This window comes from Citrobacter sp. S55_ASV_140, assembly GCF_018919505.1.
In the GTDB taxonomy this organism is placed as follows: domain Bacteria; phylum Pseudomonadota; class Gammaproteobacteria; order Enterobacterales; family Enterobacteriaceae; genus Citrobacter; species Citrobacter werkmanii.
In genome coordinates this window covers 1-19,487 of the sequence record NZ_JAHLQZ010000069.1, presented here as the reverse complement: position 1 = coordinate 19,487, position 19,487 = coordinate 1, and the positions used below count along the sequence as shown (strand labels likewise).

At 55.3% G+C, this 19,487-nt stretch carries 22 protein-coding genes, 1 pseudogene and 1 riboswitch; of the genes and pseudogenes, 1 reads left to right on the top strand and 22 read right to left on the bottom strand.

Annotated features, from left to right (window positions below; all coding sequences use genetic code 11):
* Nucleotides 1–48 precede the first annotated feature (48 nt).
* Complete coding sequence (locus KQJ18_RS12510; protein WP_038641624.1) at nucleotides 49–732, top strand: ABC transporter ATP-binding protein; 684 nt, start codon at nucleotides 49–51, stop codon at nucleotides 730–732.
* A gap of 24 nt (nucleotides 733–756) precedes the next feature.
* On the opposite strand, the gene ldtA is transcribed toward KQJ18_RS12510, so the two are convergent.
* The 22 genes and pseudogenes from ldtA to pocR all read right to left on the bottom strand — a co-directional run.
* Nucleotides 757–1,686 carry a L,D-transpeptidase gene (ldtA, locus tag KQJ18_RS12505; RefSeq protein ID WP_121529210.1) on the bottom strand — a complete coding sequence of 310 codons (930 nt, stop codon included), beginning with the start codon at nucleotides 1,684–1,686 and terminating at the stop codon, nucleotides 757–759.
* A 126-nt stretch (nucleotides 1,687–1,812) separates the two neighbouring features.
* A complete protein-coding gene (gene cobT, locus KQJ18_RS12500) occupies nucleotides 1,813–2,877 on the bottom strand; it encodes a nicotinate-nucleotide--dimethylbenzimidazole phosphoribosyltransferase (protein WP_085047984.1) in 1,065 nt (354 codons plus the stop codon).
* Nucleotides 2,878–2,901: 24 nt separating this feature from the next.
* Nucleotides 2,902–3,645, bottom strand: a complete 744-nt coding sequence (gene cobS, locus KQJ18_RS12495) for an adenosylcobinamide-GDP ribazoletransferase (protein ID WP_038641631.1) — start codon at nucleotides 3,643–3,645, stop codon at nucleotides 2,902–2,904.
* Nucleotides 3,642–4,187 (bottom strand): bifunctional adenosylcobinamide kinase/adenosylcobinamide-phosphate guanylyltransferase, encoded by a 546-nt coding sequence (gene cobU, locus KQJ18_RS12490; RefSeq protein ID WP_069323548.1) that lies wholly within the window; start codon nucleotides 4,185–4,187, stop codon nucleotides 3,642–3,644. The genes cobS and cobU overlap by 4 nt, the downstream gene beginning before the upstream one ends.
* Nucleotides 4,184–5,704 carry a cobyric acid synthase gene (locus KQJ18_RS12485; protein ID WP_216422057.1) on the bottom strand — a complete coding sequence of 507 codons (1,521 nt, stop codon included), beginning with the start codon at nucleotides 5,702–5,704 and terminating at the stop codon, nucleotides 4,184–4,186. The genes cobU and KQJ18_RS12485 overlap by 4 nt, the downstream gene beginning before the upstream one ends.
* Complete coding sequence (locus KQJ18_RS12480; RefSeq protein WP_150345148.1) at nucleotides 5,701–6,516, bottom strand: energy-coupling factor ABC transporter ATP-binding protein; 816 nt, start codon at nucleotides 6,514–6,516, stop codon at nucleotides 5,701–5,703. The genes KQJ18_RS12485 and KQJ18_RS12480 overlap by 4 nt, the downstream gene beginning before the upstream one ends.
* A gap of 8 nt (nucleotides 6,517–6,524) precedes the next feature.
* Nucleotides 6,525–7,202: an energy-coupling factor ABC transporter transmembrane protein gene (locus tag KQJ18_RS12475; protein ID WP_016156861.1), complete on the bottom strand. Its 678-nt coding sequence runs from the start codon at nucleotides 7,200–7,202 to the stop codon at nucleotides 6,525–6,527.
* A complete protein-coding gene (locus KQJ18_RS12470) occupies nucleotides 7,189–7,470 on the bottom strand; it encodes an energy-coupling factor ABC transporter substrate-binding protein (RefSeq protein WP_038641640.1) in 282 nt (93 codons plus the stop codon). The genes KQJ18_RS12475 and KQJ18_RS12470 overlap by 14 nt, the downstream gene beginning before the upstream one ends.
* A gap of 2 nt (nucleotides 7,471–7,472) precedes the next feature.
* Nucleotides 7,473–8,210, bottom strand: coding sequence for a cobalt ECF transporter S component CbiM (gene cbiM, locus KQJ18_RS12465; RefSeq protein WP_038641642.1), 738 nt, complete (start codon nucleotides 8,208–8,210; stop codon nucleotides 7,473–7,475).
* Complete coding sequence (locus KQJ18_RS12460) at nucleotides 8,207–8,920, bottom strand: cobalt-factor II C(20)-methyltransferase (RefSeq protein ID WP_038641643.1); 714 nt, start codon at nucleotides 8,918–8,920, stop codon at nucleotides 8,207–8,209. Before KQJ18_RS12460 ends, cbiM begins: the two co-directional genes overlap by 4 nt.
* Entirely contained in the window at nucleotides 8,917–9,711 is a 795-nt protein-coding gene (locus tag KQJ18_RS12455; protein WP_038641645.1) for a sirohydrochlorin cobaltochelatase, read from the bottom strand. Before KQJ18_RS12455 ends, KQJ18_RS12460 begins: the two co-directional genes overlap by 4 nt.
* A 10-nt stretch (nucleotides 9,712–9,721) precedes the next feature.
* The gene (locus KQJ18_RS12450; RefSeq protein WP_216422056.1) at nucleotides 9,722–10,507 is read right to left on the bottom strand and encodes a cobalt-precorrin-6A reductase; all 786 of its coding nucleotides are present in this window, start codon (nucleotides 10,505–10,507) and stop codon (nucleotides 9,722–9,724) included.
* Entirely contained in the window at nucleotides 10,504–11,229 is a 726-nt protein-coding gene (locus KQJ18_RS12445; protein ID WP_216422055.1) for a precorrin-3B C(17)-methyltransferase, read from the bottom strand. Before KQJ18_RS12445 ends, KQJ18_RS12450 begins: the two co-directional genes overlap by 4 nt.
* A complete protein-coding gene (gene cbiG / locus KQJ18_RS12440; RefSeq protein ID WP_159120926.1) occupies nucleotides 11,229–12,284 on the bottom strand; it encodes a cobalt-precorrin 5A hydrolase in 1,056 nt (351 codons plus the stop codon). The genes KQJ18_RS12445 and cbiG overlap by 1 nt, the downstream gene beginning before the upstream one ends.
* Nucleotides 12,265–13,038 (bottom strand): cobalt-precorrin-4 methyltransferase, encoded by a 774-nt coding sequence (locus tag KQJ18_RS12435; RefSeq protein WP_085047979.1) that lies wholly within the window; start codon nucleotides 13,036–13,038, stop codon nucleotides 12,265–12,267. Before KQJ18_RS12435 ends, cbiG begins: the two co-directional genes overlap by 20 nt.
* A complete protein-coding gene (locus tag KQJ18_RS12430) occupies nucleotides 13,031–13,600 on the bottom strand; it encodes a decarboxylating cobalt-precorrin-6B (C(15))-methyltransferase (RefSeq protein WP_038641653.1) in 570 nt (189 codons plus the stop codon). Before KQJ18_RS12430 ends, KQJ18_RS12435 begins: the two co-directional genes overlap by 8 nt.
* Nucleotides 13,590–14,195 carry a cobalt-precorrin-7 (C(5))-methyltransferase gene (locus KQJ18_RS12425; RefSeq protein ID WP_216422053.1) on the bottom strand — a complete coding sequence of 202 codons (606 nt, stop codon included), beginning with the start codon at nucleotides 14,193–14,195 and terminating at the stop codon, nucleotides 13,590–13,592. Before KQJ18_RS12425 ends, KQJ18_RS12430 begins: the two co-directional genes overlap by 11 nt.
* Nucleotides 14,189–15,325, bottom strand: coding sequence for a cobalt-precorrin-5B (C(1))-methyltransferase CbiD (cbiD, locus tag KQJ18_RS12420; protein WP_038641657.1), 1,137 nt, complete (start codon nucleotides 15,323–15,325; stop codon nucleotides 14,189–14,191). The genes KQJ18_RS12425 and cbiD overlap by 7 nt, the downstream gene beginning before the upstream one ends.
* Complete coding sequence (locus tag KQJ18_RS12415; RefSeq protein ID WP_008785140.1) at nucleotides 15,322–15,954, bottom strand: cobalt-precorrin-8 methylmutase; 633 nt, start codon at nucleotides 15,952–15,954, stop codon at nucleotides 15,322–15,324. Before KQJ18_RS12415 ends, cbiD begins: the two co-directional genes overlap by 4 nt.
* Before the next feature lie 10 nt (nucleotides 15,955–15,964).
* Nucleotides 15,965–16,924 carry an adenosylcobinamide-phosphate synthase CbiB gene (gene cbiB, locus KQJ18_RS12410; RefSeq protein ID WP_216422051.1) on the bottom strand — a complete coding sequence of 320 codons (960 nt, stop codon included), beginning with the start codon at nucleotides 16,922–16,924 and terminating at the stop codon, nucleotides 15,965–15,967.
* Nucleotides 16,921–18,300: a cobyrinate a,c-diamide synthase gene (locus KQJ18_RS12405; RefSeq protein WP_216422049.1), complete on the bottom strand. Its 1,380-nt coding sequence runs from the start codon at nucleotides 18,298–18,300 to the stop codon at nucleotides 16,921–16,923. The genes cbiB and KQJ18_RS12405 overlap by 4 nt, the downstream gene beginning before the upstream one ends.
* An 87-nt stretch (nucleotides 18,301–18,387) precedes the next feature.
* A riboswitch (cobalamin riboswitch) is annotated at nucleotides 18,388–18,563 on the bottom strand.
* A gap of 329 nt (nucleotides 18,564–18,892) precedes the next feature.
* Nucleotides 18,893–19,487 (bottom strand): annotated as a pseudogene (gene pocR, locus KQJ18_RS12400) (regulatory protein PocR); the annotation flags it as partial.

Here is a 19,487-nt window from a genome sequence, read left to right as displayed (position 1 = left end):
TTTTATTGGTGCGTCACCAAATGACTCGCCGGGGTTAAGAGAGTAACAATGTCAGAAATTGCATTACGCCTCCAGGATGTGCACGTTGCCTATGGCAACAGCCAGCAATCGGTACTGAATGGATTTTCAATGTCGGTACGCAAAGGGGAAATCGCCTGTCTGTTAGGGGCTTCAGGCTGCGGGAAAACCACGGTTCTACGCGCCGTTGCGGGGTTTGAACGACTGCGAAGCGGAGAGATCTATGTGTCTCAGCATCGTGTTGCCGCTCCCGGTGTTCATCTCCCGCCTGAAAAGCGTCATGTCGGCATGGTTTTTCAGGAATATGCGTTATTTCCGCATCTGACCGCGCACCAAAATGTCGCCTTTGGATTACGCCGTATGCCGCGTGAAGAACAGCAGGCCAGGGTGGCGGAGCTGTTAAAAATGGTGGAATTACATAGCCATGCCAACCGCTATCCCCATGAACTTTCCGGCGGTCAACAGCAGCGCATCGCGCTCGCGCGTGCGCTGGCACCGCATCCGGAAATTCTGTTGCTGGATGAACCCTTTTCCAGCCTTGATAAGCGCACGCGCGAGCGTCTTGGCAACGAGGTACGGGATATTTTGCGCGCTGCCGGGCAAACGGCACTGCTGGTTACCCACAGCGAACACGAAGCGCAGCTAATGGCAGACCATATCGGCGTGGTAAAAATGGGGCAGTATCAAATTAAAAAAGCGCCCCACCTTATCTGACGATAAACCTGGGCCGCTTTAATATTAAAAATGCTGCTGAACCTGGCTGATGTTCACCGGCATACCGGAGCGTCTTTCCAGGGCCTGATTCCCGCGGCTCACATCCACGCCACTCCCGCTGATAAATGTGCGCAAAGCGGGAGTGATCGGCAAGGGAACCTTTCTGTCAGACTCGTACTCAGAACGATTTCGTGACAGCGGCTCATGCACTTCTACCCAGCGGCTGCCGTCTGGTTCCTCGCTGTATTTCACCGGGCGGTCAATCAGTTGCACACGCGTCCCAACCGGCACCGTGTCAAACAAGTACTTAATATCGTCATTACGCAAACGGATGCAGCCCTGGCTCACCCGCAGACCAATACCAAAGTTAGCGTTAGTGCCGTGAATGGCATAAAGCCTGCCGATATAAATCGCATACAGGCCCATCGGGTTATCTGGTCCGGCAGGCACAAACGCGGGCAAGGTTTCCCCACGTGCGGCATATTCCCGTCGGGTATTCGGCGTCGGCGTCCAGCTCGGCGCTTCCTGCTTACGCTCGACTGCCGTCACCCAATTACGCGGCGTTTCTCTCCCCGCCTGTCCAATGCCAATCGGCAAAACTTCAACCGTGTTTGTGCCCGGAGGATAGTAATAAAGACGCATTTCGGCGACGTTGATAACAATGCCTTCACGCACGGTATCCGGCAAGATCAGTTGCTGCGGTACGACCAGCGTTGAGCCAGACTTAGGCAGAAAAACGTCTACGCCGGGATTGGCCTCGAGCATATTGCTCAACCCTTGCCCGTACTGCGCGGCAAAGGCCTCCAGCGGCTGGGTGTTTCCGGGCGGGACCGTAATCGTCAGCGGGCTACCTACCAGACGACTACCTTCTGGCGGCAGCGGATAACTCACCGCGTGTGCTACCTGACTCGCAAGCAGCATGATGAGTGAACAAAGCAGTTTTACACGACGCATCTTTTTCCTTTCCGTTGCCGCAGCAGATATCCGGTAATTATAGCTTTTATTATCTGTTTTAGTGGGTTACGAATTCAATGCGCAAAAATAAACCTCGCCATACGGCGAGGTTCTGGGGGCACGTAACTATGCTTCTTTACCATCCGGTAGCACAATGTTGCTGGCGGCTAACTGCCCCATGTTGTGGTACATCGCGCAGGCGGCCTCAATAATCGGCATCGCCAGCGCGGCCCCGCTGCCTTCACCTAAACGCATCCCCATATTCAGATACGGATCCAGCTCCAGATGCGCCAACGCAGTGCGGGCCCCCTTCTCAGCAGAGAAATGTGACGGGATCAGATAGGGTTTAATCTGCGGTGCGATCTGGCAGGCCGCCAGCGCAGCAGAGTATGAAAGAAAACCATCCAGCACGACCGGCAGCCCACAGGAGGCCGCGCCCAGCATCACACCCGCCATGCCAACCAGATCAAATCCGCCCACTTTTGCCAGTACATCGATACCGTCATTCCGATCCGGTTGATTGACGGCAATGGCTCGCCGCACAACCTCTACTTTATTACCTACTCTGGAAAGCGGCAGGTTAGCGCCGATGCCCACCACATCTTCGGCATCGCTGCCGGTCAGCACGCTGACGATAGCCGCCGCGGGCGTGGTATTTGCCATACCGAGTTCACCCACGCCAAACAGCGTTACGCCCTCTTTCGCCAGTTCATGGGTATAGCGAATAACTTCCAGCAGCAGTTCCTCTGCCTGCGAACGGCTCATTGCCGGGCCCTGGGCAATATTGCCGCAGCCGCGCGCGACGCGCATATTCACCACGCCGGGGATAAGCTCCGCGTCAATTCCCACGTCAATGACATGCACCTTTGCCCCAGCCTGAGCGGCCAGAACGCAAACGCCGGTCGTCCCACGCGTCATATTGGCGGCCTGAATAGCCGTGACCACTTTAGGCGAAACGGCAACCCCTTCATCCCAGACGCCATGATCGGCGCACATCACCAGCATCGCTTTGTCCTTCACATGCGGCACACCTTTCAGGCCAGGCATACCAGCCAGTTGCACAGCAAGAGATTCGAGCCGACCAAGACTTCCCGGCGGCTTTAATAAGCCATCAATATGCTGCTGAGCACGCAGCATCGCGGCACTGTCAGGTGAAGGGATCGCGTGGAGTAAAGAGGTTAAAGTCTGCATAAGGGTTCCAGTATGTTGGCTGGCTCAAAGCAGAGCCAGCAAGAATATCAACTCGCCAAGTTCAATGGCTGCGCCCAACGTATCGCCGGTTTGCCCACCCAACGTACGTTTTAATAACTGCCCAAGAATGAAAATCGCCACCATCGTGACAGCCATCGCTGCTACGCCGCGCATGCCCGGAAGCAGCACGGCGGCCAGGATTGCCGCCAACCCCAGTGTGACGCAGGTTTGACGCCCGGTAACTTTGCCGATAAAGACATTGCCCAGCCCTTCTTCGCGGGCGTAGCGATGTCGATACATCAGCAAAACAGCGCTACCCCGCCCGGCGACACATGCCGCAGCCAGCGCCGCCAGCATTGGCGTGCCACGTAAAGCCAGTTCGCTCACCACCAGCACTTTGGCCAGCAAAACGAAAATTAACGCCAGCCCGCCATGGGTTCCCAGGCGACTGTCGCGCATGATTTCCAGCATCCGTTCGCGTCGACGGGCAGAAAAAATACCGTCACAGGTATCCGCCAGACCGTCCAGATGAAAACCGCCGGTCAACAACGCCAGTGTCAATACGGCAAATAAGGCTGCCAGTGGAGTACCACACCAGGGCTGCAGCGCCATAAAGACCAGCCCCGTCAGCCCGCCCAGCACCACGCCTATCAGGGGAAACATCACGATACCGCGCGAATAGTGCTCGAAATCCAATCCTTGCGACCAGCGAGCAGGAACGGGCAAGCGGCTGATAAAAGAAAGCATTGCCCAGAACAACTTACTCATTTAATTTTGACTCCAATTCCTGATACCACCAGCCACACCTCATCAGCTGCCGTCGCCAGTCTCTGGTTCACGCGTCCGGCAATATCGCGAAAATGCCGGGCCAGACGGTTCTCCGGAACAATCCCCATTCCGACTTCGTTAGTCACCAGTACCACCGTTGCCGGGCAACGGTGACAGGCAGCAATCAGCAAACGGATCTCATCCTCGATGGACTGCTCCATCGCCGCGTAATCCCAGCTATCCGGGTCGCTGTCACCGCCCAGAGCGAACAGCAGATTGGTCACCATGGTGGTGATGCACTCCAGCAAAATGGCTTCCTGAGGATCGTTTGTTGCCGTAATCAGTTCATCGAGATGTTGCCAGCGCTCGGCAGTACGCCAGTGCGCAGGGCGTCCATCGCGATGGTGCTGAATGCGCGCCGCCATCTCCTCATCAAAAATCTGCGAAGTCGCGATATACAGAACGTTTGGGGAATCAGCGATTAGCGCTTCCGCATGCCGACTCTTGCCGCTTCGTGCGCCGCCCGTAACCAGAATCATCATACGGGCTCCCGGTATTGCTTCATGATGGTATAAATTTTCTCAATATCGATGTGTTGCCGCATCGCATCCGCCAGCAGATCAAACTGCTGCGATTTATATTGCGCGTAATGGAAGGTGGAATCCAGCGGTGCTAATCCTTTGCGTACGCGCAGGCCATTCACCAATGCACGGGTAAATTCATCGCTGTCGAACAGACCGTGAAGATAGGTGCCGAACGCCAGGCCATCCGGTGTTACCGCGCCATCAGCCACATGTCTGCCTTCTTTGCGCAGCGTCATCACCGAATAGCATGCTTCGGATAATGCCGTTTCGCCCATATGGATTTCATAACCGCGAACGGATAAGTCTGCCGCGCCCGCCAGCCAGTCGGGCAGCGAAGAAGACATTTTCCCCTCAACCAGGGTCGTGGTTTTATGCTGGGCAAAATGGGTCACCGTATTAAGCAAGCCCAGACCCGGCAGCGTACCGAGCCCTGATTCCACCTCATCAATGATGGTATCGCCGAGCATTTGGTAGCCACCGCAAATCCCCACCACCGGAACGTTATTACGATGCAATTGCACGACGCCATGCGCCATTCCGCTTTCACGCAGCCACACCAGATCGCCCAGCGTGTTTTTGCTGCCTGGCAGAATCACCAGATCGGCCCCTGCCAGTTCTTCAGGCTGGCGAACATAGCGCACGCGCACATCCGGTTGTGCCGCAAGCGCATTGAAATCAGTAAAATTAGAAATGTGCGGAAGTTGAACAACGGCAATGTCGATGTCGCGTTTGTCAGTACGCAGATACTTGCCCTTTTGCAGCGCCACGCCGTCTTCATCTTCCAGATCAACATCCAGCCATGGCATGACGCCCAGCACCGGAACGCCGGTCAGCGCTTCAATTTGCTCGATACCGGAGTACAGCAACGCCACATCACCGCGAAACTTATTGATGATCACCCCTTTTACCCTGGCCCGTTCATGGTCATGCAGTAGCGCCAGCGTGCCGTAAATAGAGGCAAACACGCCGCCGCGATCGATATCGGCCACCAGAACGACCGGGCATTGCGCCATCTCAGCCATACCCATATTGACAATATCGCGATCGCGCAGGTTAATCTCAGCGGGGCTTCCCGCGCCTTCCAGCACCAGCACATCGAACTCCTGCGCCAGACTGTTATATACTGACAGGATCTGCTCCCGCAGACGCGGCTTATACTCGTGGTAACTCACCGCATCCATATCGGTCGCCACTTTGCCCATCAGCACAACCTGCGCTTTACGATCGCTGGTCGGCTTAAGCAGCACCGGATTCATACGCACATCCGGCGTAATGCCGGCCGCCTCAGCCTGAAAAATTTGCGCGCGGCCCATCTCTTTCCCCTCTGGCGTAATGCCCGAGTTCAGCGCCATATTCTGCGATTTGAACGGCGCGGTACGCAGTCCGTCCTGATAAAAAATTCGACACAGCCCGGCGACCAACACGCTTTTACCCACATCAGATGCCGTTCCCTGCAACATTATTGCCTGCGTCATGACGCCTCCTTCAGTGCGTTCTCTCGCATACGACTAAAAAATTCAGCCTCTGTTTTACACAGCGGGAAACCCAGCTCAGTATGCAGCTTCACCAGCCAGGGCTGGGTCAATCCAGCTTGTTCAATAAGATCCGTCCGGGCGAAAACCTCACCCGGCGTGCCGTGCGTCAGCACTTCACCCCGGCGTAAAACGTAAACTGCATCGCTGACCTCATAGATAAGATCGATATCATGGCTGGAGATAACCACGTGGTTTCCTTGCGCTACGATGCGTTTGATTATCTCAATCATCTGCGTGCGGCCTGATGGGTCAAGGCCTGCAGTAGGTTCATCCAGTAGCAGATATTGCGCCTGCAACACCAGCGCACTGGCAATCGCCACGCGTTTTTTTTGCCCGTGGCTTAAACACTGAATAGGCTGATGGCGAAAATGCTGGGCATCAACCAGCGTGAGCGCATCTTCCACCCGACGTGAGATTTCAGCTTCATCCACCCCAAGGTTGCGCAGACTGAACGCAATATCGCTGTCGATATCGGTATAAAAGATTTGCTGATCGGGATCCTGAAATACGGTTGCCACCTGCTGACGCAGCGCCAGCAGGCCGCGCTTGCTGTAATCCAGCGGTTTGCCCTGCCACATCACCGCGCCTTGCTGCGGTCGCAATAACCCGCTCAGATTCATAAACAGCGTGGATTTCCCGCAGCCATTGGCCCCTACCAGCCCGGTGACGGCATGCGTAGAAAAGTCCAGCGTTAGCCCTTTGAGGATCGGGTCATCCTGATAGCGAAACCAAAGCGCTGAAGTGGCAAGCATACTTTTCCTTACAGGTGAAAATCACCTTGATACAGTTTGATATCCAGTGTGGTGGTCATTTGCTGGTAGCGGATCAACACACGGGTAAATAACAATCCCACCAGCATCGCCAGCGAGCGGTAGCCCAACGGCAAGCTACGATAACCAAAACGCAGCGTTTGCGCGCGATGAATAGCCAGCGCCTCGTCTAACAGGATAAAAATAAACCGCCAGGTCAGCAGGATCTGTTCAGTCAGCAGGCGAGGAACGTGTGCGCGTTTGAGTAAAATAATCAACTGCGGAAACGGCAGATTCAGCACTAACCAGAAGGTTGCCGCCAGCGCCGCAAGGCTGCGCCAGAAGGTTTCATTGGCAGTGACCAGGCCTGGCGCGCTCACGCCTAACCAATAGCTTCCTACGGGGATACTGGCCAGCAGGGTTTGCGGATCGCGGCTAAAACTAAACAGGATGGTCACAACACCAACCGTCAGAAAACCAAACGGCAATGCCATCCAGCGGCACCAGCGCCAGAAGGAAATGCGCAGCAGCCAGCAGCTCAGCGCGGCAATCAGTAACAGCTCGATACCCTGCCCCAACGGGGGCAGGGTAAACGCCAGAATCATCATCATCAGCCAAAGCAAAAATTTCCGCACCGGCGAGACATGAAACCAGCGGCTTTGATAGCTAAGCCTGTCAAGCCCGGTCATCACGGCGTTGTCTGCCCTTGGTGTAACCCAGAATGTAGAAAATTACGGCTGCGCCCAGCGACCCCTGGAGCGTAAACAGCAGGCTTTCAATTTCGCCACTTGCCGGTTCGTACAACGGCTGGAACCACGGCTCATAATGCGGGGCGATAGCCTGAATCTGGCTTTCCGCCTCACCGTCTGAACCACCGTACTCTCCACCGTGGTTGATAAAGAACGGCAGGATCACCAGCGCCACCACCATGCATAACAAAATCAGCGTCTTTTTCATCGTTAATGTCCTTGTGCGGTTATCAACTGGCGTTTGGTTAGCTGGTCATAAATCATTACTGTGAGCAGACCTTCCGCAATCGCGATGGGGATCTGCGTCAGGCAGAAAATGCCCATGAATTTCACAATCGACCCCATTGCGCCTGCGGACGGATCCGGGAACGCAACGCCCAGTTGCACCGAGGTAACAAAATAGGTGACGAGATCCGCCAGCATGGCGCACAGGAAGACGCAGACATCCCGGCGTAGCCCCGCGCGGCAGGCCATTTTCCACACCATGTAACCTACTACCGGGCCAATCACCGCCATCGACATACCGTTGGCGCCGAGCGTCGTTAAACCACCGTGCGCCAGCAGCAAGGCCTGGAATAGCAGGACGATTGCACCGAGAATAGCGACCACACCCGGTCCGAACAGGATAACCGCCAGCCCGACACCAGTCGGATGCGAGCAGCTTCCGGTAACGGAAGGAATTTTCAGCGCCGACAGCACAAAAATAAACGCGCCGCAGAGGGCCAGTAACACTTTTTGGTGGCTGTCTTCCTGGACGATTTGACGCAAGCGCACTAATCCGTACCACAGGCAAGGTAAAAACAGCAGCCACCAGGCCAGCGCCCACATTGGCGGCAAGAAGCCTTCCATAATGTGCATGGCGAACGCTTGCTCAGGGACAATCATCAGTAATAGCGCCGCAGCCAACCCGCTGAAAGACAGCTGTTTTAGCTGTTGTTCAAGCTTCATTGTGCATACTCCCACTGTTTATTAACCAGAATGGTCGAGAAATAAGGCAGCGGCTGGTCGTCGCTGACTTCGTTGAGATGACGCCAGCACTGCTCACCCGGCAGCGTGGCTTCAGACATCATCAATGCGCAATTCAACAAACCCTCTTGTTGCAGCAACGCTTTGATGCGCGCAAAACGACCGTACACTTTCATCAGCACCAGGCTGTCATGCTGCTTTAACGCCTGCTGGATTTCCGCTTCCGGCGCGGTACATGAGACCACCGCCAGCGACTGTTGCTCCATGGCGAGCGGCGTTTTCGAACGCGCGGCAATCGCGGCAAAAGAGGTCACGCCCGGAACGATTTCCAACCAGTCAGGACAGCCAATACGCTGGAGTAAAAAGACCCAAGTACTAAACAGCATGGCATCACCAAGGGTAATAAAACCAACCTGTTTACCGGCCTCCACTTCCTGAACCAGCGCGGCGGCAACCTCATCCCAGACAGCCTCTTTTTCAGCGCTGTCGGCACTCATAGGAAAATGGCAGCAGCGGACTTCGGTCTGCTCGCCGATATACTCCCGCACGATCGACAGCGCCAGGCTATCGCCGCCTTTACGCCCGGCAGGCGCATAGAGAATATCGAGCTGACCCAGCGTGCGGGCAGCGCGCACGGTGATGAGATCGGAAGCGCCTGGCCCGGTGCTTAACGCGTACAGTTTTCCGCTCATGCCGCTTCCTCCAGCGCCACATTCAGCGCCTGCTGCAAATGCGCCACAAACATGGCGCGCACCGCCGGATTCTCACCCAACCCACTGAGCCACGGCGTAGCCCGTATCCCGGCCGCATTAAACAATGTCTTCCACGAATCGTCTTCGTCGGAGGCCATATCATTGATGGCATGGTCGCCAGCAACTAACATCAGCGGCATCAGATGCACCGCCGTCACCCCTTCCTGAGACAAACTATCAATTAACACATCCACTTCCGGGTAGCTTTCCACCGCCCCGACCCGCGCCGGGTAGCGCTGCGCCGTCATCATATGATCGAGACAGGCATAAGCGGCAAAGGCATGATGGCTGGCTCCGTGCCCCATAAAGACCACTTTTTCCTTTTCGCCAAGCGGCGGCATCTGCTGTTGCAGCGCCAGCATCAGCTGCGCGTAATCTTCATGGCTGCTCAGCAGCGGTACGCCGAGCGTCAGGCGAGAAAACAGCGGACGCATACTTTGTACTTCGCGGACAATTTTTTCGTATTCGTCGCCGTTGATGATGTGCAGCGACTGAATAGCCACATCCTGATACCCCTGCTCTGCCAGCTTTTGCAGCGCCTGCAACGGCGTGTCGATATCAATGCCGTCACGCTGCTTGAGCTTGCGGATAATCATCCCGGAGGTAAACGCACGGAACAGGTCACGATCCGGGCAACTGGCCGCGAGATCGCGCTCGCAGGCCACAATATTTTTCTCACAGGTGTCGTGATAGCTGGTGCCAAAGCTGACCACCAGAAGCGCCTTTTTCATCTCTAACTCCTTAAGCAGCGGCCAGCCAGCGCGTTAAACGCGCCCCAAATGCGGCCTGACTTTCCAGTAACTCTTCTCCCGTCACCAACGGTGCCGGACGTGTAATCACGATGCAGGGGATACCAGCATCCAGACAGGGTTGAACTTTTTCCTGATAACCACCTTCCGCACCAGATGCTTTGGTGATCACCACATCAGCCTGACACTGACGGTAAAACGCGGCGTTGAACTCGGCGCTAAACGGCCCGCACAACGCAAAAATCTCATCGACGCCAAAGCCCAGATCCGCGCATTGCTGAATGACCTCAGGTACAGGCAGAACACGCGCCAGCAGCGTTTTTTCCGCTAATCTTTCACGCCAGATGGCTAAATCTTTACTGCCGGTGGTGAGCAACACGCGTTTACCGAAGCGTCGCGCCACCTCGCAGGCTTGCTGAATACTCTGTACGGTAAACAGATGCGGGTGGGTTAAACCACTCAACTGCTCAGGACGCTGGTAGCGGCTCAGCAGCACGCCCGCCGCTTCGCAAGCGCTCACGATATTGCGGCTCACCACCTCGGCATACGGATGCGAGGCGTCAATCACCCAGCGCGTCCGATTTTCATGCAGCCAGGCAATCATTTGCTCACGCTCCAGACGTCCGCAACGCACCTGGCCTTTGATGTCTCCCGCCAGCTGCTTCCCCGTTGGGGTCGCCACTGACAGGGTGTAGGCCACGTTTGCCGCATCCAGTTGCTGGCACAGCATGCGCGCATCGCTGGTACCGCCCATGACCAACACGTCACCGTAATTCACAGCACATAACCTCGTGGCGTGATCATCAGGCCGTCCTGCACGTAGGTTGTTTTGTTGCCAACGATCACCAGACTGGTCATATCAACCGGCTCAAAGTCCATTTCACCGAGAGTGGTCAGCCATTTTTCCTGCTTTTTACGTCCGGCTGACTTCACGATACCGACCGGCGTTTGTGCGCTCTTGCTGGCGGAAAGCAGCTCAAATGCGCGCGCCAGATGTCCTTCACGACCCCGACTGCGCGGGTTGTAGAAACAGATGACAAAGTCGGCTTCGCCAGCGGCAACGATGCGTTTTTCGATAACCGGCCATGGCGTCAGCAGATCGCTTAAGCTGATGTGGCAGAAGTCGTGCATCAACGGCGCGCCCAGTAAGGAGGCGGCGGCGATGCTGGCAGTCATGCCTGGGATCAGTCTGACCTCAACATCCAGCTTTTGCTTACTGATCAGCTCCAGCACCAGCCCGGCCATCCCGTAAATCCCCGCATCACCGCTACTGATGAGTGCCACATTGTGACCCGCCTGCGCCAGTTCGATCGCCGCCTGACAGCGTTCAATCTCCTTACACATCCCGGTTTTGATCACCTGTTTGTCGCCAGTAAAGGCCTTAACCAGATGGGTGTAGGTTTTATAGCCAACGATGATTTCCGCTGCCTGCAGTGCTTCAACGGCTTCCATGGTCATCATTGCCTGCGAGCCAGGGCCAATTCCAATTACGCTTAACATCAGTGTGAAACTCCCAAAGTGATAGTGACGCCCTGTTCGCGCAGGGTCTCGCCTAACAGTTGTCCGTGGCTCAGCAGCCAGGCTGCAGGACCAGAAACGCTTCCTGTCCCCACCGTTTTACGAACAAACGATGAGGCCGGAAAACGGTGTTCATGCTCACGCAGCGCGTCAGCGGAAAAGGTTTCGAAAGGCACGCGGCAGCACGAAGCCAACTGGATGAGCCCCTGTTCATCTTTTTTCAGCGTGATACTGCCAATGGCTTTGAGCGCCAGCGGGTCGAGTTGCTGGGCTTCAAGTTGACGGGCAAGCAGCGCGGCCAGCAGTGGAAACGGTGTGTCGCGGCGACAACCAATTCCGGCCACGACCCGCTGCGGCACCAGCTTCCAGTGCGGAACAGGCAGTTCGGGTAAGTTGGTGCGTAAGGTGATACACACCAGCGCATCCAGTTCGGGAAGCTGATTGAGATCGGTTACCGTAATAAAACCGCGCCGATCGCAATGGCTGATATCCTGGGTCAGTTCGTCATCCCACCACAGGCCAACCCGCTTGTTGCTGACCAGCATCTGATTCACGATCTTCACCGCCGAACGGAAATCGCTCATCCGGGCATTCAACTGGAATGCCAGCGTATCCAGGGCCGCCATATCGTTGACATCCGTCGCCGTGGTGATAACCGGGTCGGCGCCCAACATGCCTGCCAGATAACGCGCCAGCGCATTCGCCCCCCCTGCGTGGCCGGAGAGCAGGCTGATGACATGCTGGGCACGTTCATCAATGACCACCACCGCCGGATCGCAAAATTTATCGTTGACCAGCGGGGCCAGTACGCGCACCGCAATGCCAGTCGCCCCGATAAAAATCAGCGCCGAATAATTCATAAACGCTTCGCGGACGGTATTGGCAAAGCCGTTTTCAAAGGGAATAAACCCCTCCTCCAGCAGCTTTTCACTGGTAAAACAGGTGACCGGCAGCATAGCAGCCAGACGTTTCGCCAGCACAACGCCGCCTGGCGTCAGGCAAAAAAGCGCAATTGACTCAGGCTTTACGGTATTCATGGCTAAAGTCCGCCGCATAGAGTTTGGAGTAGTGATACTCCGAGCCCAGGAAATCACCGACCAGAATCAGGGCCGTTTTGCGGATGCCCGCATCGCGAACCTTGTCGCCAATATCCGCCAGAGTACCGCGCACAGTCTGGCTTTCCGGCCAGGTCGCCTTGTAGATCACCGCCACTGGCGTGGTCGCCGGATAACCGCCTTCAATCAAACGCTCGGCCACCCGATGAATACGCTGGACGGAAAGATAAATCGCCATAGATGTCTGATGACTGGCAAACGACTCCAGTTGTTCGCGCTCGGGGACCGGCGTGCGTCCTTCCAGACGGGTAATGATCAGGCTTTGGGAGACTTCAGGCACGGTATACTCCACGCCGAGTTCCGCCGCCGCACCGAGGAATGCGCTGACGCCGGGCACCACCTGCCAGTCGATCCCGCGTTTGGTCAGTTCCTCGCCCTGCTCGCGGACGGAACCGTATAGTGAGACATCGCCAGTTTGCAGACGCACCACGGTCTTGCCAGCCTTCACGCCAGCTTCCATCAGATCGAGGATCTGCTCCAGATGCAGTTCAGCGCTGTCGTGGCATTCAGCACCGGCGGGGCAATATTCCAGCAGTTCGGTGTTAATCAGCGATCCAGCGTAGATAACCACCTGCGCCTGCTGTAGCAAACGGTAACCTTTGAGGGTAATCAGCTCGCGATCGCCAGGACCTGCGCCAACGAACCACACGCTACGGGGATCAAAAATCTCAGACATGGTTTCCTTCCTTCTGACAGGCGATAACAAATACGGGGTTATTCGGTTTGAAATAATGACCACTGCCAAGCGTGGTAAGCGAGGAAACCTGTAGCTGCAGGCAATCCACTCCCTGTACGCCAAGATGGTCCAGATGAGCCAGCGCGGTATTGAGGTTTTCCTGGAGGATAAACGTCATTACCAGCCGCCCGGCGGGATGCAGTTGACGCATCGACCAGTCAATGAGATCGGTCAGATGCCCACCGCTGCCGCCCATAAAAATGGCATCGGCTTTTTCGGCGATGGTCATTGGCGCAACGCCGGGAAAAATGTCGATATTTGCGCAGGCAAAATGCTGGCGATTTTCATCCAGCAACCTGAGCGCCGCCGGGTTACGTTCGATTGCCGTCACACGCAATCCTGGATATTGCAGCGCCGCTTCTATCGACACGCTGCCTGTTCCCGCACCAATATCAATCAGGTGACTGGCGCGGTGTAATTCAAGTTTTGAGAGGGCAAGTGCGCGTACCGCTTCTTTGGTCATCGGCACCTTCTCTCCACGCAGAAACAGCTCATCTTTCATCAAGGATCACCACTGCATTCATGTCATAGTCGGCATTAATTTCACTCACAGGCAGGACATGGATCCGCTCGTTTTCCATCGCCAGGTTTTCGCCAATAACCATCCAGCGATGTCCCTTGCCTCGAGTGATTAGCTGCTGCGCGATTTCACGTGGGCCGCACAACGCATCTGTAACCATCCCCACCTTGTTATGTCGGGCCAGTTCATCGAAACAGACGCTGCGCCCGTGGCTACTGGTCAGCCACATATCGTTCATATCGATACCGGACTGCGCGCACAGATACTGCACCGCGCTAATACCGGGAATAATGCGTACCTGCCCGATGCCAAAATGCGCCACCATGCGCGTCCCAATGCCGTAGAACAGCGGATCGCCAGACGCCAGCACGACGACATGCTTATCCTTGTGCGCAGTTACCCAGTTCAGGAGCTCCGCGATATTGGCGCCAAGAGCAAACCGTTCACCGGTGAAATCCGGGAATTGCTGCAAATGCCGCTTTCCGCCGACCAGCACGTCAGCCGTTGCGACCGCTTCACGCGCCGCAGACGTCATCAAATGCAAACCTGCGGGTCCCATTCCCACAACGGTTAACATTGCATCTCCTCAGCAATTTCTGCGATCGGGCGATTACTGCCAAGCACCTGATTGTCAAACGAGAACATGATGGCGTCGCAGGTCGGGGGATTTTTGGTAAAGCGCAACGTTTGCAGAACGCGCATACAGATCCGCTCCGCCAGATGGTTATAAATATGCTGAAAGCCGTACGCGTCGATGTGTTCCATCGCCGCTTCAGTAGTATCGCAGTCGCTGACCAGCCTCAGCAGTTCCAGCGGCGCGCCAAGCAACGCGAGATGGGCCACCAGCGTTTCCATGCGCGCATCGGCAATATGGCTGTGGGTATGGAAGATCCCCGCCGCGATTTTGATAAGTTTCCCGGGATGTCCCACCAGCACGATTTGCCGAAATCCCAGACGGACGGCTTCTTCAATCATGTAGCCGACAAAGTTGCTCATGGTGACCACAACCTGGGTGTCGATGCCCATCTGTTCACGCACAAAACGTTCACCGTGGTTTCCCGGCACCAGAACCACGCGATCCAGACCCGCCGCGCGTTTAATTTCCAGCTCCAGCGACAGCGAACGCTTCCAGCTCTCTTCCGACATTGGCGTGACGATACCCGTGGTGCCAATAATCGAAATACCGCCCAGAATGCCAAGCCGCGAGTTGTAAGTTTTTTGCGCCCGCTCTTCGCCTTCCGGCGCGAAGATTTCAATCTGCGCCCCACGATTTGGACCAATCGCTTCACGTACCGCCGACTCAATGGTCTGGCGAGGTGTGCGGTTAATCGCCGAACTCCCCACCGGTAGACCGATCCCTTTGCGGGTAACCGTACCGACCCCTTCACCGCCCTGTAAGGCGATCACGCCACTATCATCTAACGTCACGCGGGCAAAAATCAGCATGCCATGCGTGGCATCGACATCATCGCCACCGTCTTTACGGATCGCGGCTATCGCCTGCTGCCCTTCGATATGCGGCGATTCGACGTTCAGGCACAGCGTCACCCCGGAAGGCGTCACGATGGAAACCTGATGGATCAGGTGCTGGCGCAATACCATCAGCGCCGCCACTTTTGCAGCCGCCGTCGCGCACGATCCCGTGGTATATCCTTTACGCAGCGCTTTGCCGTTGTGCCACACCGGCGTATCGAAGGCCTCGCTCATCGCGCCCCCTGCATGTGATAAAGCATGGCATTGACGATAGCAGCGGCGACGTTACTCCCCCCTTTACGTCCTAACGCAGCAATGGCCGGCAGGTTGCTTTGGGTCAGGGCATCTTTCGACTCTTCAGCACCAACGAACCCGACCGGTACACCAACCACACCGCTAACCGCAACATCATGTTCAAGCAGGCGGAACAGCGCTGTCGGCGCGTTGCCAAAAACAAACAGCTTTTCCCCCTCTTCTTTCACCGCAATATCGACAGCCGCCATTGAGCGGGTGATCCCCTGCTCTTTTGCCGTACGTACGACTCGTGGATCGCTGATATAGCAGCGGCACTCGCCGCCAAATTTTGCCAGCAGTGTTTTATTGATCCCGGAAAGGGCCATGGTGGTATCGGTATAAATCACGCTCGAACGGCTAAGCGCCGCGCAGAACTGCTCCAGCACATCACTGGAAAACCACAGAATGTCCAGCCAGTCGAAATCCGCCGTGGTGTGAATGACCCGCTTGATAATGGCTTCATGCAACGGACTGGCAAACTGATAGTCCGGACGGGTTTCACGGATAATCTCGCCTATAATGTCGAAACTTTTGGCCTCAATAGCCTGGGGTTGCTGGATATATTGCATAGTGTTGTCCTCAGGCTACACCGACCAGCAGCCACCGCAGCGCGATAAACAGCGCCAGTGCCAGCGTCGATGCCACCCACATCAATCGAATCGTATGGGAAATGTCGTCTACCGAAATGTCGCGTTGCGCATCACCAATCCACGGTTTCTCAACGCGCTCGCCAAAGTAGTCATTAGGGCCACCCAGACGAATACCTAATGCCCCGGCAACGGAGGCCTCCGACCACGCGCAGTTTGGGCTACTGTGGTTGTAGCGATCGCGCCAGCCGATCTGCAAAGCACGCGAACCGTCCTGACGGCATAAAAAAGCTGCCGCGCCCAGCAGCAGCCAGCTCAGCCTCGCAGGAATATAATTTGCGACATCATCCAGACGCGCGCTGACCATACCGATAGCACGGTATTTTTCATGTTTGTAACCCACCATGGAGTCAAGGGTATTTACCGCTTTGTAGGCCATCGCCAAAGGCGCGCCGCCGAGAAGAAGGAAAAACAGTGGCGCGATGATGCCATCAACGGTGTTTTCGGCCACGGTTTCCACCACGGCACGATTGATCTGCTGAGGTTGTAATTGCGAGGTATCGCGACCTACGATCCAAGATAACTTTTCCCGACTTGCGGCAAGGTTACCGGCACGCAACGGACGTTCGACATCCTGCGCGGCGTTCGCCAGGCAGCGCCCCGCCAGCACGGTAAAGATCATCCAAACCTCTACCACCCAACCAAGCCAGGGATGAATAGAGTGCGCCAGCGCCAGTACGCCCCAGGACACAGCCCAGGTCAGGCCAACCACCACTACCCACATCACCGCGCCACCAATGCGCAACGCACGATCGCTATGGCAGTAGCGCCGCACGACTCGCTGCATGGCAGAAATCAGATTGCCAATCCAGCGCACCGGATGCGGCCAGTTCTGCGGATCGCCGATAATAAAATCAAGCAGCCAGGCAACACACCACGCAAGGATCGTCATAGCGCGCTCCTGGCGGCTGCCAACCAATGGTTAAGCATCTGCGGACGTTGAGCAAAATGAACGTGTAGATAGCTGGCGAAAGTGTTACCCACCTGCCAGCCGCCGGACCAGGTCTGCAACGTTTTGCCATCGCGCACTTTGCGACAGTGCATCACCGCGGGAGTTTCAGGAATAAAATCTGAGTAGTGAAATTCATGCCCGCGCAGCACTTCGCCTTCTGCAGCTAACAAGGTTTGCTGCGCGGCCTGCGCCTCGCAGTAGCCAAATCGGGTCAGACGTTTCCCCATTTTGCTGTGACCGGGAATGATATCCGCCATCAACCAGCTATCACCGTGGCAGTCCTCCAGCGAACTGCCGAGATACATCAGCCCACCGCACTCGGCGTAAATCGCCACGCCGCGGTGATGTGCGGCTCGCAATTGCTTAAGCATCGGGACATTGCGGGCCAGAGCCGCAGCATGTAACTCAGGGTATCCGCCACCCAGCCAGATCATCTGACAATCAGGTAAACAGGTGTCGTGCAACGGGCTAAAACGCACAATCTTCAACCCCGTGCGTTCAAGCAAAGTAATATTGTCCGGATAATAAAAGTTGAACGCTTCGTCATCAGCGATAGCAAGCGTTAGCCCTTCTCCGGCATCAGTATCGGGAAGCGTAGGCCATTCACCCGCAGGGAGGGTGTTTAGCTGGCTTAATTTCAGTAGAGCATCGATATCCAGCGTCTGCTCCAGCGTCGCGGCAAAGGCCTGCCACGGCTGCTGATTGATAACAGATTCACGCGCGGTAACCAGCCCCAGATGACGCTCCGGAAGCGCAACGCCTTCCATACGGGGAACGTAGCCTAATACAGGAACGGAACAGTAACGCTCAATCGCCACCTTCAGCAGCTGATAATGCGTTTCGCTGTTGACCCGATTAACGATCACCCCGGCGATGTTCAGCGTGGGATCAAAATGCTGAAAACCCATTACCGTTGCGGCTATCGAGGTAGAAACAGCTTTACCATCAACCAGTAAGATGACCGGGCAACCTAACTGTTTGGCCATCACGGCGGTACTGCAGTAGTTCGGGTCGGTACCATAACCGTCATACAACCCCATCACGCCTTCAATCACGGCGATATCGGCATGTTGCATCTGCTCGCGGAATAAAGCATTGAGAGTGGAAGCGGGAAGCATGAAGCTATCAAGATTGCGGGAAGCGGTACCGCATACCGCTGTATGCCAGCCGGTATCAAGGTAATCAGGCCCCACTTTGCAAGGCTGGACGCGTAAACCGCGTTTTTTCAACAAGCTCAACAAGCCCAGCGTCACCGTGGTTTTACCACAGCCGCTTCCGGTACCTGCAAGAACAAATGCGTGAAAATTGGCCGCCATACCCTGATCCTGTTCAGGGTGGTAGGGGTGTAGAGATACCCAGTCTCTCGACTGTATGCATCTGAACCACCCACTTCCCACCGAAGTTGTTGGTAGTCACTGACAGGCAGGTCTTCTGGCTTAGCGTCATCCTCACCCGTCCTTCCCAATCTTGCGATCAGTGGTCCATACGGGGTCGTCAGCATCACAGCAGCGGGGGCTGCGGGGGATTCTCACCCCCTTCCCTACCACAAATGTGGCAAACCTGTCAGTTCAGGAGCCGTAATTAAGCTCCCTGTTATGAGGTAAATTCACGACCTCATGACAATAATTCAATTTAATATCTTTCCGGGTTCATTCAGCCAATTATCTGGCATAAACCCACTTATTCACATGTTCACATTTTGAATGAAAGTGTCAGCAAAGAATAAAGAAAGTCAGGCATACAGACACTGTATCTCATCACAAAAATAAAAACTGGTGCAGTTTATCCCTCTAATACTATTATTTTGTTGCGCTATGACAATTTATTGACTGCTGTTGTTACTTTTCATTTTATAATTACTGACATAGCGCCCGATATCAAAAATCGGCAATAGCAAAATATTGCTATTTAAGCGGACTCACCGCGTGAAATGACATTTATTTGCTGGCGAAATGCCTGCGGCGTAACCTGATACGTCTGGCGGAATACTTTGCAGAAATAGCTGGTTTGTGAAAAGCCTAAATTACGCGCAATGCTGGCTATGCTCCAGTCACTATGACAGAGCAACTCTTTGGCACTCGCCATTCGCTGTTGATTTACCCAAGCGTTAAACCCGATACCCTGATATTTTTTGAACAATTTACTGAAATAGTAAGGGCTAAGGTAAACATGAGACGCAACATCTTCCAGGCGTAACTCATCTGACAAATGCGCATCAATATAGCGCAGCGCTTTTTTCATTTTGCTGTCGTGAGGATTCGGCGTTCGGTTGGCGCGTACTGGCTCTGCCTGCTGCGGGTTGTCTTTGATAACCACAAAATTTAGTTGTTTTTTAAGGCAATTTTCCACGATGAGCTTTAGCAGATCCGCCGAGGCGATAACGCGCGAATAGTCCATCTCCGGCACATTACGAAATTCACTGAGCAGTTCGGGATCGGCTTGCCAGCGGTCATCGACGTTCAGGATATCCACCAGGCCGACATCGTTACTTAAACGCACCTGA

What these genes read in the sequence shown, in the direction of transcription:
- cobS (WP_038641631.1), bottom strand. Translation starts at nt 3,645, where the DNA reads ATGAGTAAGTTGTTCTGGGCAATGCTTTCTTTTATCAGCCGCTTGCCC.
- KQJ18_RS12430 (WP_038641653.1), bottom strand. Translation starts at nt 13,600, where the DNA reads ATGAAAGATGAGCTGTTTCTGCGTGGAGAGAAGGTGCCGATGACCAAA.
- KQJ18_RS12415 (WP_008785140.1), bottom strand. Translation starts at nt 15,954, where the DNA reads ATGCAATATATCCAGCAACCCCAGGCTATTGAGGCCAAAAGTTTCGAC.
- ldtA (WP_121529210.1), bottom strand. Translation starts at nt 1,686, where the DNA reads ATGCGTCGTGTAAAACTGCTTTGTTCACTCATCATGCTGCTTGCGAGT.
- cbiM (WP_038641642.1), bottom strand. Translation starts at nt 8,210, where the DNA reads ATGAAGCTTGAACAACAGCTAAAACAGCTGTCTTTCAGCGGGTTGGCT.
- cobU (WP_069323548.1), bottom strand. Translation starts at nt 4,187, where the DNA reads ATGATGATTCTGGTTACGGGCGGCGCACGAAGCGGCAAGAGTCGGCAT.
- KQJ18_RS12405 (WP_216422049.1), bottom strand. Translation starts at nt 18,300, where the DNA reads ATGGCGGCCAATTTTCACGCATTTGTTCTTGCAGGTACCGGAAGCGGC.
- KQJ18_RS12435 (WP_085047979.1), bottom strand. Translation starts at nt 13,038, where the DNA reads ATGTCTGAGATTTTTGATCCCCGTAGCGTGTGGTTCGTTGGCGCAGGT.
- KQJ18_RS12425 (WP_216422053.1), bottom strand. Translation starts at nt 14,195, where the DNA reads ATGTTAACCGTTGTGGGAATGGGACCCGCAGGTTTGCATTTGATGACG.
- cobT (WP_085047984.1), bottom strand. Translation starts at nt 2,877, where the DNA reads ATGCAGACTTTAACCTCTTTACTCCACGCGATCCCTTCACCTGACAGT.
- KQJ18_RS12470 (WP_038641640.1), bottom strand. Translation starts at nt 7,470, where the DNA reads ATGAAAAAGACGCTGATTTTGTTATGCATGGTGGTGGCGCTGGTGATC.
- cbiB (WP_216422051.1), bottom strand. Translation starts at nt 16,924, where the DNA reads ATGACGATCCTTGCGTGGTGTGTTGCCTGGCTGCTTGATTTTATTATC.
- KQJ18_RS12475 (WP_016156861.1), bottom strand. Translation starts at nt 7,202, where the DNA reads ATGACCGGGCTTGACAGGCTTAGCTATCAAAGCCGCTGGTTTCATGTC.
- KQJ18_RS12460 (WP_038641643.1), bottom strand. Translation starts at nt 8,920, where the DNA reads ATGAGCGGAAAACTGTACGCGTTAAGCACCGGGCCAGGCGCTTCCGAT.
- KQJ18_RS12445 (WP_216422055.1), bottom strand. Translation starts at nt 11,229, where the DNA reads ATGTTAAGCGTAATTGGAATTGGCCCTGGCTCGCAGGCAATGATGACC.
- cbiG (WP_159120926.1), bottom strand. Translation starts at nt 12,284, where the DNA reads ATGAATACCGTAAAGCCTGAGTCAATTGCGCTTTTTTGCCTGACGCCA.
- cbiD (WP_038641657.1), bottom strand. Translation starts at nt 15,325, where the DNA reads ATGAGCGAGGCCTTCGATACGCCGGTGTGGCACAACGGCAAAGCGCTG.
- KQJ18_RS12485 (WP_216422057.1), bottom strand. Translation starts at nt 5,704, where the DNA reads ATGACGCAGGCAATAATGTTGCAGGGAACGGCATCTGATGTGGGTAAA.
- KQJ18_RS12510 (WP_038641624.1), top strand. Translation starts at nt 49, where the DNA reads ATGTCAGAAATTGCATTACGCCTCCAGGATGTGCACGTTGCCTATGGC.
- KQJ18_RS12480 (WP_150345148.1), bottom strand. Translation starts at nt 6,516, where the DNA reads ATGCTTGCCACTTCAGCGCTTTGGTTTCGCTATCAGGATGACCCGATC.
- KQJ18_RS12455 (WP_038641645.1), bottom strand. Translation starts at nt 9,711, where the DNA reads ATGAAAAAGGCGCTTCTGGTGGTCAGCTTTGGCACCAGCTATCACGAC.